Genomic DNA, 14,562 nt, shown 5'->3' with positions numbered 1-14,562 from the left:
AAAATCAAATTTTCGACCCGCAGCTTTTACGCCTGCGATTATTCACGGGCGAACACTGTTCGCCCCTACGAAATATTCTCACTACCCAAAAACTCATGCACCGTTTTAGCAATCGGGTATGGCACAACCACGCATAATTCGTCTAAGCTCGCGGCGCGCAGGGCCTTCATTGACTTAAAGTGCGTCAGCAACGCCGCACGGCGTGCCGGGCCAACGCCCTCAATTTTATCAAGTATCGAACTGTAACTCGCCTTGCCGCGTTGGTTTCGGTGAAATTGTATCGCAAATCGGTGCGTTTCCTCTTGAATGCGCCCGATAAACGAAAACAAATGCGCAAGTAAGCCAATTTCGTCGCCGTCCGGCGTAACCAGTGCGCGGGTACGGTGCTTTGCGTCCTTTGCCATGCCGAACACGGGGATATCAAAGCCCATTTCCCGCACAACTTTTCGCGCCATTGCGGCGTGTGTCGAGCCGCCGTCAACCAGAAGCAAATCCGGCGCATTGGCAAAGCCCTCGCTCTGCTCCTGCAAGCGTTTGAACCGTCGCGTCAGCACTTCTTGCATACTGTGGTAATCGTCCTGCGATGTAACGTCCTTTACCTTAAACAGCTTGTACTCACTGCGCTTTGCTTTGCCGTCAATAAACACTGTCATCGCGCCAACAATGCCAACGTCGCCGGTGTTGGAGATATCACACGCCTCAATGCGTTTGGGCGTTTCATCAAGTGCCAATGTTTTTTGCAGCGATTCCAGCATACGCGAGGTTTTTTCCTCGCTGCTAGTCATCCATTCCAGCTGTTCGCGCGCGTTTTTTACTGCCAAATCGGTCATCTCTTTATATTGCCCGCGTTGCGGCACATTAACCTCAACCGTATGCCCTACCTGCTCTTTCAGCGCGGCTGCAAAAACATCTCTGTCATCTATGTCATGTGACAAGTAAAGTTTTCGCGGCATATGGTTGCGCGGCAGGTAAAACTGCTTGACAAATTCGGTCATCGTTTCGCATGCACCGCCGTGCACCACCGCGTCAATCACCTCAGTATGCTTGTCAAACACCACGCCATCGGCATAATGCAATACTGCGACGCAACAACGTCCGTCCTGTTCGTGCAACCCCACGACATCACAGTCGGCCATACTGCCGCTAACAACCTTTTGCCGCTGTCCCAGTGCCACAATCGCCTTGTAACGGTCGCGCAGCAACGCTGCCAACTCAAAATTCAACTCGTCAGACGCCATTTCCATCTCAGCCTGCAAGCTGTCGGCAACTTTCATATATTTTCCTTCCAGCACTGACACAATATTGCCGATAATGGCATGGTATTGCTGGCTTGAAATCTTGCCCGTGCATATGCCCATACAGCGGTTCATCTGTACATTTAAGCAAGGCTTTTTACCGATGTCACGCGGAAACTCGTACTTGCAAGTGGGCAATTTCATCGCCTCGCTAATTTTCTGCAATACAATTTCTGAATTCGTGCGTGACATATACGGTCCGTAATACTTATTGCCGTCCTTTTCCCATTTTAACGTCGTTGACAGCTTCGGAAATTCCTCTTGCGCCGACACTTTGATGTAGGGAAAGCCTTTAATCCGCTTCAACGCAATATTATATTTCGGTTTATATTTGACAATCAACGAGGCTTCCAACACCAATGCCTCGCGTTCGCTGTTGACGACAATGACATCAAAATCGTCGATGTTGGCGACCATGCGGCGCGTCTTTGCATCATGCTTATGGTCTTGAAAATACTGCGAAACGCGGCTTTTTAACTGCTTGGCTTTGCCAACGTAAATTACCGCGCCTGTTTTGTCTTTCATGAGGTACACGCCCGGCTCTAACGGCAGCGCAAGGGCTTTTTGTTTTCGATCAGTCATGTGGTTTTCCTGTCATGCTTCACAACGCCGCCTCATCGGCAAAATTTTACCCGCTCCAACTTCCGACTCCGGTGCCTGTGGCAACTACGCGAAAATTTCCAGGACTCCATTTTTGCTGAGGCGGCTGTTCGGCAGTTCTATTCTGTCACGCCTCTTGCGCGGCGGCTTTACGCTTCCATAAAATCACTTTCTATCATCTCACCCAATGCATTGACAGCTTCTTCTTCGTCAGCACCATTAGCGATGATGGTAATTGCCGTGCCGCGCACAATGCCGAGCGATAACACACCGAGCAAACTCTTAGCATTGACGCTACGCGTGCCTTTTTCTACATGAATGCTGGAACGGAACTCGTTGGCTTTTTGTATAAAAAAAGTAGCCGGACGCGCGTGCAACCCGATTTGATTGTTGATGGTAAATTCTTTGGAATACATCGTTGTCCTCCGCATTATAAATGGTCAATAGATTCACATTGTAAAGCAAGGTCTCATTCTTACCTTACAATGTTATTATATCATAGTGCAGCCAACAACGCAACATAAGTCGCATGTCGTTCAGGCGAAATTTTACCGTCTTGCACGGCTTGCAAGATAGCACAGCCCTCGTCACGCTCATGACGACAGCTGCGATAACGGCATTGATCAATATACGGCCGCATTTCGGGATAGCAATAGGCCAACTCACCGGGCGTTTTCCCCTTGATGCAAGTGGGATCATAGATGGTAAAGCCGGGCGTATCGGCAATCAGGCTACGGCGCGACGCCGCAGACAATGCCGAATCACCTTGACGTTCTATTGATGATGTTGTGTTCGCTTTTATCTGCTCTTGACTTGGTTTAGTATTGCAGTCACAAGAAATCAATTCAACGTGCCGCGTGGTGTGTTTGCCCAATTTTAATCGCTCACTGATTTCTCCAGTCTGTAGCGCTAAATCGGGAAACAGCGCATTGAGCAAGCTCGATTTTCCAACACCCGACTTGCCTGCCAATACCACTATCTTGCCGCACAATACGGTTTTTAAGCCAGCGATACCGCTGCCTGTTTCGGCACTTACGGCAAAGACGGGATACCCGCTTGCGGCATAGCGTTCCTGCCAATGCTTCCCCTCGTCGATATCTGACTTGTTGACGGCAATCACTACGTCAATGCCATAGCATTCTGCCGTAACGGTCAAGCTGTCGGCCAGCATAGGGTCGCTCTTGGGCGGTGCTTCGGACAGTACCATGACAAGGCAATCGACATTAGCGATCGGCGGACGGACCAACACATTGCGACGCGGGAGAATTTCGTCAATCCTCACACTATCGTCACATGACACGCATACTTTATCCCCCACCAATGGTTTAATTTCATCATGCCGAAATATGCCGCGGAGAGCCACCTTTCCAAGTATCTGTCCATCATCAAGCAGCACCGTACCCAACCCGCCGACATATTTGACCAGCGTGCCTGCGCTCATCAGCTCGTCGGTGTATCCTGCAAGGCAAAGCTCCGCGGATGTCCGCCGTCAAACGTTACCATGATTACCTCCGTTGGCAACCCTGTAACCGCCAGGATAAATCGACCATTGGCGGCATCAAAACTGATGGTTTGGTTAAATTCAACCACCGCACCACGCGTGACACGCACCAACACATCGCCGCCATCAAAAGCAGCCGGAATAGCAATATTCATCGTTCGCGTAATTGGTTGCGGCTGCGGAGACGGTTGTGGACTGGGCGGCGGAGATGGTTGCGGTGACGGCTGTGGTGATGGTTGCGGCGACGGCTGCGGCTGCGGTCCGTTGCTGATAAATAAGGTCACACTAGTGCCGGGATTAAGGCGCGCGCCTGCCGCCGGATCAGTGCGAATGGCGTGATTGGCGTTGACAGCCGTCGAATACTCGCGTTGAACATTAACAGTCAAGCCGGCATCTTCCAGCGCCCGCCGTGCTGACGCCTCGGTCAGTCCTTGCTGAATACTGGGCACCGTTGCCCGTAGACCGCGACTGATTGTCAAAGTGATCGTCGTACCGGCTTCTACGCGTGTACCCGATGCCGGATTTTGTCGAATCACACGCCCTGCAGCATGTTCGTCACTGTATTCTGTCTGGCCCGCTTCCACAATATGGAATGTGTTATTCCATTGATTATTACCGCGCACTGCCTCCATAGTACTCCCCACCATATTGGGGACAGTTTCGCCGCTTTCGGCGTTGTCAGGATCGACTATCGTCAACTGCACCGCCGCCCCTCGGTCAACTACAGTAAACGGCTCTGGGTCTTGCCCAGTAATTGTTCCAGTAGCCTGTCCGAGAGATCCCACCACATAGATGTTCGGAGCAAGCACCAACCCCAGATTTTCCAAGAGCGCTTGGGCTGCCGTGATATTCAACCCCATGACGTTAGGCACTTCTACCGGCGGCGGGCCTTCGCTGACGACCAGTGTCAACACTTCGCCATCTTGCAGTGCGGCAATGGCGACATCGTCCGGCTCAATGCGGATAATCAACCCCTCCGGCACGTCGTCGCTGGGCTCTCTCTCGAGAACATATTCAATGCCCAACGCGCGCAAACGCATGTGAACAGCCTCCGGCGTTTCCCCCGCGAAGTCTTCACTCCGCAAAGTTGCCGGCACAGGCCCCAGTGATACAACATATTCTACAAGACTGCCGGGCGCGGCACGTGTGCCTACATCCGGGTTTTGACGAATAATGGTACCCGGCACAGTCGGCGTGTCCGAATTATCAAACTCACGTCCCTCTTCTTCGATGATAAAACCACGCAAGATATGACGTACAGGATGCCCCTCTTCGTCGTACTCATCTACTTCAGCGCCCGCCAACACGTCAGCGTAGTGCTGGCCAACCAAATCCGGTACAACATCGCCGGTGCTGGGACTAAAAATGCCGCCGAGCAATGCCACAAATGCCCATGTCAACGCGCCGAGCAAAACCAGCACACCTACCGCGGCGATGATAAAAGTGTGGTTGAACTTTTTCTTTTTCTTGTTTTTTTGATCCATCATTAAGGCTTCGGTTTCGTTCAAGCCATCGGCCGCTTCACTCGCCGTGGCGGGATATCCACTGTTTTTCAGCGGCGGCATGTCTTCATCGTTGCCCAACTCATGGGGCGCGGGGATAAGCGTAGCAGGCGCCATTACCATTGTCGGATCGTCTTCCCCTCGAGAGGCCATATTCCGCTGATAGCCAAATATAATGGCGGGATTTTTTCTAAACTCTTCCAAATCATACAACATCTCGTCGGTGTTGGCATACCGCGCGTCGATGTTAGGTGCCATGGCTTTCATGGTGATCTCTTCTAAGCCGAGCGGAATATCGGGATTGATATCTCGCGGGCTGAGCGGCATGGAATTGATATGTTGAATGGCAACCGTAATGGGCGAGTCGCCTTCGTACGGCAAGCGACCCGTCAGCATTTCATAGAGCACAACACCAGTTGAATACAGGTCACTCCGTACGTCAATCTGACTGCCGCGCGCCTGTTCGGGCGAAATATAATGCACCGAGCCAAGGGCTTCCTGCACAAGTGTATTTTGCATCGACATAAACCGCGCAATGCCAAAATCGGCAACTTTAACGCTGCCGTCACGCAACAGCATAACGTTGTGCGGCTTAATGTCTCGGTGAATGACACCCCGTGCGTGGGCGTGATTGAGTGCGCGCGTAATTTGCGTCACATAGTGCAATGCCTCACGCCACGGCAGCGCGCCCTTGCGTTGCATATATTGTTTCAGCGTCATGCCGTCGATGTACTCCATGACGATGTACTCAACTTCACTCGTTTTGCTCACATCATACGCTGACACAATATTCGGATGTGACAACTGCGCTACAGCCTGCGACTCAGCGTGGAAACGCCTGCGGAAATCCTCGTCATTGACATACTCGTCTTTGAGAATTTTCACAGCCACCACGCGGTTAAGCCGATGACACAACGCCTTATAGACATAAGCCATGCCGCCCGAGCCGACCAGTTCTTGCACCTCGTACCGATTGTCGAGCAGTTTTCCGATGTATTGTTCTGCTGTTCTGTCCATGTTTAAATAAGCCTCCTTATAAAGCAACGATAACTACCGTAATATTATCCAGCCCGCCCCGCGCATTTGCTGCGTCGATTAGGCGTTTACAGCAACCACTCATGTCGGCATCGCGGGTCATAATGTTTTCCATCTCGTTGTCATCCAACATATCATTCAATCCGTCACTGCAAAAAAGCAGCCATTCGCCCTTTTTGGCTTTCAGCGGATAGAAGTCACATTCCACAACCTCGTCCGTACCCAGCGCCCGGGTAATTAAATTTTTATCGGGATGGCTGCGCGCTTCCTCGGCGGTAATGTCCCCCTTTTCAACCATATGTTCAACGGCCGAATGGTCGCGTGTGATACGGCTCAACTTACTACCCGACAGTAAATACGCCCGGCTGTCACCGATATTGAACACCAGCGTTTCGCCGCCACTAATCAGTGCACCCACCATCGTTGTGCCCATACCGTAGTAACTCTCATTGGTCGTCGACATGTGATAAACAACGCGGTTGGCAATTTCAACAGCTTCGGCAATACTCTTTTCGCTCAACGACGCCTTTTGTCCGGCTTTGCGTCGCCGTTTAATTTCGTCAACCGCCGTATCGCAGGCCACCTTACTGGCAACTTTACCCGCCCGCGCACCGCCTATACCATCACAAACAACGCACAACGCCATATCATCGTCGCACGAAAAGTAGTACACGTCTTGGTTGTCGGTACGCGCTTTGCCTTGATCTGTTGCGCCCCACGCACGCATGAAATCACTCCCCACCTGTCACGCCTCGTATACAGCGGCTCTCAATTGTCCACATGCCGCATCAATATCCTCGCCCAACTTTCTCCGCACAGTCACCTGCACGCCGCGCCGTTCAAGCAACGCCGCAAATCGCTTAACTTGTGCTTTGTCCGACGGGCGATACACTGAATCTGTCACAGCGTTTAAGCCTATCAAATTGACGTGCGCCGCAAAGCCGCTTAACAACTTTGCCAGCATCGCCGCCTGCGTGTCGGCATCAGTCACACCTTGTATCATAACATATTCAAGGCTGACTCTGCGACCCGTTTCGTCATTATATATTTTTGCAAAATCTATCAATTGTTCAACACCCATCGCCTTATTGCAAGGCATCAGTTTGCTGCGTGTGGCGTCATCCGGCGCATGCAGAGAAATCGACAACGTAATGGGCAATGCCGCTTGCAACAACTGCTCTAACCCTTTGGACAGCCCACATGTTGATAGCGACATGTGGCGATAGCCCATGTTCAAGCCATCCGGATTGTGTGCCAGCTGCAAAAACGCCAGCACGTTATTCCAATTGTCTAAGGGCTCACCCATGCCCATCAACGTCAGCTTAGACGGCATTGAGCCGATATCCCGTGCCATTCCGAGCAGTTGACCCAGAATTTCACCGGATGATAAGTTGCGTGTAAAGCCGTTTTTCGCGGTGGCGCAAAATGCACAGTCCATACGACAACCCACTTGCACCGATAAACACGCCGACCAGCCATAACTGTACTGCATGGCAACACTTTCAACCTTTTCACTGTCTTGCATGCGCCAAAGATATTTGCGCGTGCCATCATGTGAAGTCTGCTTATCTTCCATAATCGGAAATGCACTGCCAAATCGACTTTTTAGCCACTCCCGCAAGGCTTTTGGCAAGTTGCTCATATCGTCAAAATCCATGCCCTTGTGCAGCCAGCCGAAAATTTGTGCGGCACGAAATTTCGGCTCATCCGGCAGAGCATTTCGCCAGTCTTCAAGCGTCAAACATAGCGCTGTCATTGTATTTTCTCCCATGAGGCAAAGAAAAATCCGTCTATCCCATGTATATGCGGCCACAGCGTCACGCTAGACGCCGTTTGTCCTAAGCATTCGAAATTTTTTGGCACAAATTCAAGGTGCTTTCTCGTAAAATTCTCGGCCACTTTCTCGTTTTCTTCTTCTAACAACGTGCAAGTCACATACAACAACTTGCCGCCCGGCTTAACATACCTGCTCAAATTACTAAGCATATCGGCTTGCATGGCCGGCAAATGCGCAATATCATGTTCCTCTTTCCATCGAATGTCGGGCTTTTTAGCAATAACACCCAGCCCTGAACAGGGCAAATCACACACCACTAAATCAAATGCATTTTCCCATTGCGGCACAAAGACTTTGGCGTTTTGACGACACACGTCAACATTATCCAGCTTCATGTGCTTGACAGCGGCTTGCAAGGCTTTGACTTTATTTGCTTGCACATCGCAAGCCGTAATATGCCCCGTACCGTTCAGCGCGCGCGCCAACGCAAATGTCTTGCCGCCCGGCGCAGCACAGGCATCAAGAATTTTCATGCCGGGTTGTACGCCGCCCGCCTCAATAGCCAGCATCGCGCCAACATCAGCAACCCAAATATGCCCGTCACGCCACGCCGACAGTGATGTCAGTCGTGCCGCACTGTTAACTTGTAAACACTCATACCAAAGCTGGCTATCGCTTACAACCAAGCCCGCCTCCATCAACTGCGCGCGCAACTCTTCTTTATTGACGTCCATAAACTGCAAGGTCGTAGGCGGTTGGCTGTGGAAGGCTTGGCACAACGCCTCGGCTGCTGCCTCGCCCAATCGCGCGATAAAGCATTGTATCATCCATTTTGGCAAGCTGTACCGCACGGCGCAATACTCGTCAAAAGGCTCTCGCGGCGGCAAAGCCCACGGGTTTTCATCTCTCGTAAAGTTGCGCATAACGGCGTTAGCGAAATTGACGGCACGTTGGCTTGCACCGCAGCCGCGCACCAAGTTGACCGTTTCGTTAACAGCCGCCGAGGGCGGAATTGTCTCGCTCGCAAAAAGTTGATATACGCCCAGACGCAGGCAATTCAATACCCGCGGCTCAATTTTAGCAAGATCCGCTTTCTGCGCGATGAAGAAGTCGAGCAACGTCAAATTCTGCACTACACCATGGCATAGCCACGTACAAAACGCAGCGTCACGGGCACTCAGGCCCTCGGTCACGTCATTGACAGCGCGCTCGATATATGTGCCGCTTTTTCGATTCTCCGCTAGCGCCGCCAACGCCGCTTTGCGTGCCACGTCATGTTCCATCGTTATCTCCAGCCGGCGGCGCTTCTATCTGCGGCCGTGCAAACGCCGGCACGTCCTCCGACGGCGGCGCAACAAGGCGCATTTCATAAATCAATTCTGCGTCGTCATACACCCGCGCCTGTTCAAGTAGAACGAAGTCCGTCGAAATATACAGCTCATAGCGATAATTTGTCGAGGCATTAACGAGTTCGACAAAAATGAACTCACGTCCGTCGCGCACTTCGCGGCGCACCTCACGCAAACCATCTAGATTGTCAACAATCAGCGTTTCAACTTCAGGAATGTTTAGGAAATCAGCGGGTTGCAGCGGATTCGCAATGGGTGCATGGGCGTACTCGCCCCCAACCCATTCATAGACACGACCGCCACTGAACCAAACATGCCGCTCATGTTCGTTGGCGTCGGTGTATTCGATTTTCACACCATCTTGCACGATATACAATCTGCGGTACAACGCTGCCGATTGTGTACCATTGCGTTGCCAAAAGTATTCAGCGCGGATTTCAGCGACAAAGGCAGCAACCGGCTGCTGATTCTCTAAAAATGCCGCGATATTGTCTGTTGAGATATTCATTGCCAACTCTAAGGTTGGCCGGGGAGGCGGCGTCGGCTCGGGGGGCGTTCCCTCTGTTCCGGCCGGTGTAGATTGTGGTCTGTTGAAGAGTCCGCCGCCGCTTTCCCCGTCACCACCCTGCACAATCCACCACGCAAGACCAAATGCAACGCCTACTACAAATAGCGCAACAAAAGCAACACCGACAACACGACCTTTTCTAACACGCTTTCGTGAATACATAAAAATGCCTCCTTTTTATTTCGCGGGCATGGCGACCTCAACGCGCCTTATTCATGGCATCACAGACGTCTTTTCTACAATCTACGATTTCGCCGCAGCGTCACAATCACCCATGCTGCCACGCCAAGCACCGCCATCACGGCAAGCAGAAAAATCAAGGCGCGCACTTCATCGAATGCAGCAAGCACAACCGCAGCGATACTCAACACTGCTGATACGGCGTAGAGGATGCTCACCGATTGCTTTTGCGAAAAACCCATATCAATGAGCTTGTGATGGACGTGGCTGCGATCGGCTTCCATAGGACTTTTACCTGCTCGAATGCGGCGCACAATAGAAAACAACATATCAAACAACGGCAGTCCTAAAATCAGCAAAGGTACGGCAAAGCTAACGATAGCGGTAAACTTAAACAGCCCCATGATCGACACTGCGCCTAGCACAAAGCCTAAAAATGTCGCGCCTGTGTCGCCGACAAACATACTTGCCGGATTGACATTATACGGCAAAAAACCGAGCGTCCCGCCGACAAGTGCCGCCATCAACAAAGCAATCTGCCAGTTACCTTTCATGGCTGCAACGATAAAAATGGTAATCGCACCAATTGCCGACACGCCAACGGACAGACCGTCTAAGCCATCGATAAAGTTTATGGCATTGGTCATGCCCACAATCCAAATAACTGAAATTGGCACGGCAAAAATGCCCAACTCGACAAACGCACCGTCGACAAAGGGGTTGCTAAACCCTTCAATCACCGCGCCGCCGAGCACGGCAATCAACGCCGCCGCGACCTGTACAGGGAATTTCACCCACGCTGTCAACCGCTTAATGTCATCAATGACGCCGATGACGACAATCATTACCGCACCGATGAGCATCCACACCAGCGTCCAATCCATAACCAACTGCTCTGTCAAGGCATACATGCCCAACACGGCGATGATAAATCCGGCAAAGACAGCCAATCCGCCTAAGCGCGGAATAGGCTGTTTGTGCATGCGCCGCTCGTCCTGCGGCACGTCAATCGCGCCAATGAAAGCAGCCAACTTGCCTACAAGTGGCGTTGCTGCAAAAGCGACCAAGCCAGCCACAAAAAGCATGATAAGTGTATAGTGCGTATGTGTCATGAGAAGTTTCCTCGCTGCCAATCATCATATGAAATGAATTTAAATCGTACATTGTTGGGTATGTTATGAAACCGCCGATACATAAGCCCATTCCAATATGACGTCGGCGTGCCGACCCAAACGTAATGTTCGAACGGCAAATGCGGCATATAAATCCAAACCTCTTCTTGCGTCAAATCAGTTTGTGCTAACTGTTGCTCAATAAATACTTGTCGCTGTTCAGCGGCGTTGTGGATACGTCGATACACACCAAAAAACATAACGAACATTGCCGCCAATGCAACACTTGCCGCCACACGCCAAAGGTCAGCCAACATTTTACTCTGCGGCAACAATCTGCGCTCTTTGAGATGCATAATAACACTCACTGCAGCGAGCACCAACATAGCATACACAATAAAAAATAAGCGAGGTCCAAGGGGCCTGATGCCCATCAACGGTGCAAGCAAAATTGCCACTGAACCCAGCGCGAAAAGCACCAGTCGCTTATGCTTACTCTGCGGCATAAACAGACAGACCGCTGCAACAAACCCAACAAAAAACAGTGCCGACATCACGCCGTCAAAATATCGCACCAGTCTTGCGTACGGCAAATGCGGGTGAAGTTGCCGCAAAAACACATACACGGGAAACAGCGATATACATGCCGCAATGCCCACGCCCCACGTATATCGTGTTTTCAGTTTGTCCGATGATCGAATCAACAATAGCACAGCAACAACGATCAACACATTGAGGAACATATTATTGGCAATGCCGTGCGGACTAATAACATCAAAATAATTTTCTGACACATTGCCAAGCAGTTCACGCAACCCCGTTGGCATAGGATGACTGCCGTATAAATCCTCGGCACCGTACGCACCATGCATGAACATCAAGGCCGCGCCGGCCACATATGTTGCTGTCAATGCCGTTAAGAAGGGATGAAGTCGCTTATATTTGACAATATACCACCCTGTCACAAACAACGAAGCTGCCACAGCATACAATGTGATATGTTCGACAAAGAATTGCCCTAATATCGCCCACGCGCACACTGCGGCAATGTACCATGCTTTGGCATCCGGTTTGCGCACAAAGAAAAAGATGGTGCCGAGCACAAACATCGTTGGCAACACATAATTGGCAAAGCCCGACGACCACGGATAAACCTGCCGCATTATAGCGGGGGTAAGCAACATAAACAGCAACGCCGTCAGCAACATAGGCGCACGGCTCTTGGCGCCGGATATACGCGCCGAAATCGCTGAGACGAAATAGACACTGGCCGTCACGGCCATCGCCATTACAATCGGGCGCAACCATACCATTTTCGCCAGCATAATGGCCGTTAAGTTTCCCAAATACCGCCCGTTAAGCCGCGGAATTTCAATAGCATGATGGCTGCCCCACTGCCAATCATCCCCCGACAACGGAAAATGCAGCGCCATTGCGTAAAACGCCGCACCAAACGCCAACAAGAACAGTATCGTCCTGCGTTGCTCTTTACTCATGAACTAATCCTCTTTTCTTGTTGTTTCCGAGATAATGTATTGCGGTCGATTTTTAACCTCATCATAAATGCGCGCGATATACGCGCCGATAATACATAGCGAAAATAAAATCAACGCGCCAATGGTCAGCAGCAATAGTATGACCGTTGAAAACCCGCTAACGGCGTGACCGGCAAAGTAGTTATATAGCGTATGCACACCCAAAATCATTGCCCCGATGCCAAAAAGTACGCTAAAAAAGAGCGTAAGGTAAATGGGCTTTCCGGTATATGACAGCATAGAGTTGACCGCCATCCCCAAGAGTTTTCGTGTCGAAAATTTGGTCTCACCGCCTGAGCGTTCGTCGACCATAAACTCAATCTGCGCACGCTCAAAACCGCTCCATCCAACCAGACCGCGAAAAAATACTCTTTTTTCGTCGAAGCTGTTGATCACATCCATCACCCGGCGATTGAGCAGCTTGAAGTCAGAGGAGTTTGCTAAATCAACACCACTTACGGTGCGGAGGATACGGTAAAAGAGCTTGGCAAGCAATTTATAGCGCAAACTTTCTTTGCCGCGATCGGCTTTTATACCTTCGACAATGTCAATGTTAGTATCCTTTGCCGTTTGCAAAAAATCCTTTATGTAGCGCGGCGGATGTTGCAAGTCGGCATCCATAACAAGGCAATATTGAGTCTGCACTTGCTTGATGCCGGCGAAAATCGCGGCTTCTTTACCAAAGTTGCGTGACAGGCGTAAGCTGGTGATATTGTCTCGCCCGACCGCCAACATTTGGATAACCTTCCAGCTATCGTCACGTGAGCCGTCGTCGACCAAAATCAGCGCAGCCGCAATACCGTCAGCGGCGAGCTGCGCTTGAATAGCATCAACATTCTGTGCGATGGCTGATGCTTCGTTGTATACGGGGATGACGATGGTTAATTCCATGAGTTTAGCCTCCCTGCGGTATAAAGCCGACAGCCTCATATACTTTTCTTAACGTCGGTGTGGCAAGATCTGCCGCTTTTGCCGCGCCATCACGCAAAACGCCGTACAGATATTCCTTGTCGGCAAGTAATCGCGCCGTTTCCTCTCGAATAGGCGTCAGCAGTTCTACCACAAGCTCGCCGACTTCGCGCTTGAAGTCGCCGTAGCCTTTGCCTGCGAAGTGCTCCGTCACCTGTGCCATTGTCATGCCCGCGCCTTGGGCGTATATGGTCATCAGGTTCGACACGCCGGGCTTGTCCGCCGACTCATACACGCCGCCCTCGCTGTCCGTTACGGCGCGCTTGCATTTCTTCATAATCACGTCCGGCTCATCGAGCAGGCTGATGTAGGCGTTCTCGTTTTCGTCACTCTTGTCCATTTTGCGCGACGGGTCTTGCAAACTCATAATGCGCGCGCCCAGCTTAGGCATTTGCGGCGCGGGAATGGTAAATATATCGCCATATACACTATTGAACCGCTCGGCAATGTCACGGGCCACTTCCATGTGCTGCTTCTGGTCCTCGCCGACCGGCACAATGTCGGCCTGATACAGCAGCACATCGGCCGCCATCAGCACAGGATAGTTAAACAGCCCGACATTGATGTTTTGCGGCGTTTTCGCCGACTTGTCCTTGAATTGCGTCATGCGCGACATTTCGCCGAACATGGTGTAGCAATCCAGCACCCACGTCAATTCGGCGTGCGCCGGCACATGACTTTGCAAAAACAGCACACACTTTTGGGGATTCATGCCGCAGGCGATGTACTGCGCCAGCAATGTCAGGGTATTTTCACGCAGTTCGGCAGGGGGTACACGGATGGTGATGGCGTGCAGGTCAACAACGCAGTATAACGCCAGCACGTCCGGGTCATCGCCCAGTGTTCCGAAATGTTTCATGGCGCCGAGGTAGTTGCCCAGCGTCGGCACGCCCGTCGGCTTTACGCCGCTGAATATGGTGGTTTTGGGGGCTGTCCCCTGCGAGTTGTTTTGCATGATGTTTCTCCTTTGCGGGATGTCGGGGACGCCATTCCCTACATGTGAAGCGAATGCTTATTCGGTGTAGTTGTTTAATATGCTATCTCCCAATAATGTCCATCTAAATCTCTGAAATAAAAGTGATAACCGTTCCAGTCTTTTGCTTTTTCCGGGACGTGATCAACGCTTCCGCCTAACTCTT

The 14,562-nt window shown here is 51.3% G+C and carries 12 protein-coding genes; all 12 read right to left on the bottom strand.

Translation table 11 applies throughout. From position 1 onward, the window contains the following. Positions 1–65: 65 nt before the first annotated feature. Positions 66–1,877 (bottom strand): excinuclease ABC subunit UvrC, encoded by a 1,812-nt coding sequence (uvrC, locus tag FWE06_00060; GenBank protein ID MCL2545573.1) that lies wholly within the window; start codon positions 1,875–1,877, stop codon positions 66–68. A gap of 167 nt (positions 1,878–2,044) precedes the next feature. Further along, the gene (locus tag FWE06_00055) at positions 2,045–2,311 is read right to left on the bottom strand and encodes an HPr family phosphocarrier protein (GenBank protein ID MCL2545572.1); all 267 of its coding nucleotides are present in this window, start codon (positions 2,309–2,311) and stop codon (positions 2,045–2,047) included. 80 nt (positions 2,312–2,391) lie between these two features. After that, positions 2,392–3,336: a ribosome small subunit-dependent GTPase A gene (gene rsgA / locus FWE06_00050; protein MCL2545571.1), complete on the bottom strand. Its 945-nt coding sequence runs from the start codon at positions 3,334–3,336 to the stop codon at positions 2,392–2,394. Beyond that, positions 3,336–5,915, bottom strand: coding sequence for a Stk1 family PASTA domain-containing Ser/Thr kinase (pknB, locus tag FWE06_00045; protein MCL2545570.1), 2,580 nt, complete (start codon positions 5,913–5,915; stop codon positions 3,336–3,338). The genes rsgA and pknB overlap by 1 nt, the downstream gene beginning before the upstream one ends. Before the next feature lie 16 nt (positions 5,916–5,931). Continuing rightward, the gene (locus tag FWE06_00040) at positions 5,932–6,675 is read right to left on the bottom strand and encodes a Stp1/IreP family PP2C-type Ser/Thr phosphatase (GenBank protein MCL2545569.1); all 744 of its coding nucleotides are present in this window, start codon (positions 6,673–6,675) and stop codon (positions 5,932–5,934) included. Positions 6,676–6,678: 3 nt separating this feature from the next. After that, positions 6,679–7,689: a 23S rRNA (adenine(2503)-C(2))-methyltransferase RlmN gene (gene rlmN / locus FWE06_00035; protein ID MCL2545568.1), complete on the bottom strand. Its 1,011-nt coding sequence runs from the start codon at positions 7,687–7,689 to the stop codon at positions 6,679–6,681. Then, a complete protein-coding gene (gene rsmB, locus FWE06_00030) occupies positions 7,686–8,993 on the bottom strand; it encodes a 16S rRNA (cytosine(967)-C(5))-methyltransferase RsmB (GenBank protein ID MCL2545567.1) in 1,308 nt (435 codons plus the stop codon). Before rsmB ends, rlmN begins: the two co-directional genes overlap by 4 nt. Beyond that, on the bottom strand, positions 8,983–9,789 hold the full coding sequence (locus FWE06_00025; GenBank protein ID MCL2545566.1) for a hypothetical protein: 807 nt from the start codon (positions 9,787–9,789) through the stop codon (positions 8,983–8,985). Before FWE06_00025 ends, rsmB begins: the two co-directional genes overlap by 11 nt. 74 nt (positions 9,790–9,863) lie before the next feature. Continuing rightward, positions 9,864–10,919 carry an undecaprenyl/decaprenyl-phosphate alpha-N-acetylglucosaminyl 1-phosphate transferase gene (locus FWE06_00020; protein MCL2545565.1) on the bottom strand — a complete coding sequence of 352 codons (1,056 nt, stop codon included), beginning with the start codon at positions 10,917–10,919 and terminating at the stop codon, positions 9,864–9,866. After that, positions 10,916–12,415 carry a DUF6056 family protein gene (locus tag FWE06_00015; protein MCL2545564.1) on the bottom strand — a complete coding sequence of 500 codons (1,500 nt, stop codon included), beginning with the start codon at positions 12,413–12,415 and terminating at the stop codon, positions 10,916–10,918. Before FWE06_00015 ends, FWE06_00020 begins: the two co-directional genes overlap by 4 nt. Before the next feature lie 3 nt (positions 12,416–12,418). Continuing rightward, positions 12,419–13,345 carry a glycosyltransferase family 2 protein gene (locus tag FWE06_00010; protein ID MCL2545563.1) on the bottom strand — a complete coding sequence of 309 codons (927 nt, stop codon included), beginning with the start codon at positions 13,343–13,345 and terminating at the stop codon, positions 12,419–12,421. A 4-nt stretch (positions 13,346–13,349) separates the two neighbouring features. Next, on the bottom strand, positions 13,350–14,378 hold the full coding sequence (gene trpS / locus FWE06_00005) for a tryptophan--tRNA ligase (GenBank protein ID MCL2545562.1): 1,029 nt from the start codon (positions 14,376–14,378) through the stop codon (positions 13,350–13,352). Positions 14,379–14,562 lie beyond the last annotated feature (184 nt).

The sequence above is a fragment of the Oscillospiraceae bacterium genome (genome assembly GCA_009780275.1).
Lineage (GTDB): Bacteria > Bacillota > Clostridia > Oscillospirales > UBA929 > WRAI01.
The sequence above is the reverse complement of the archived record's forward strand: the minus strand, read 5'-3'. Positions and strand labels throughout refer to the sequence as shown.

What these genes read in the sequence shown, in the direction of transcription:
- uvrC (MCL2545573.1), bottom strand. Translation starts at nt 1,877, where the DNA reads ATGACTGATCGAAAACAAAAAGCCCTTGCGCTGCCGTTAGAGCCGGGC.
- FWE06_00055 (MCL2545572.1), bottom strand. Translation starts at nt 2,311, where the DNA reads ATGTATTCCAAAGAATTTACCATCAACAATCAAATCGGGTTGCACGCG.
- rsgA (MCL2545571.1), bottom strand. Translation starts at nt 3,336, where the DNA reads ATGAGCGCAGGCACGCTGGTCAAATATGTCGGCGGGTTGGGTACGGTG.
- pknB (MCL2545570.1), bottom strand. Translation starts at nt 5,915, where the DNA reads ATGGACAGAACAGCAGAACAATACATCGGAAAACTGCTCGACAATCGG.
- rlmN (MCL2545568.1), bottom strand. Translation starts at nt 7,689, where the DNA reads ATGACAGCGCTATGTTTGACGCTTGAAGACTGGCGAAATGCTCTGCCG.
- rsmB (MCL2545567.1), bottom strand. Translation starts at nt 8,993, where the DNA reads ATGGAACATGACGTGGCACGCAAAGCGGCGTTGGCGGCGCTAGCGGAG.
- FWE06_00025 (MCL2545566.1), bottom strand. Translation starts at nt 9,789, where the DNA reads ATGTATTCACGAAAGCGTGTTAGAAAAGGTCGTGTTGTCGGTGTTGCT.
- FWE06_00020 (MCL2545565.1), bottom strand. Translation starts at nt 10,919, where the DNA reads ATGACACATACGCACTATACACTTATCATGCTTTTTGTGGCTGGCTTG.
- FWE06_00015 (MCL2545564.1), bottom strand. Translation starts at nt 12,415, where the DNA reads ATGAGTAAAGAGCAACGCAGGACGATACTGTTCTTGTTGGCGTTTGGT.
- FWE06_00010 (MCL2545563.1), bottom strand. Translation starts at nt 13,345, where the DNA reads ATGGAATTAACCATCGTCATCCCCGTATACAACGAAGCATCAGCCATC.
- trpS (MCL2545562.1), bottom strand. Translation starts at nt 14,378, where the DNA reads ATGCAAAACAACTCGCAGGGGACAGCCCCCAAAACCACCATATTCAGC.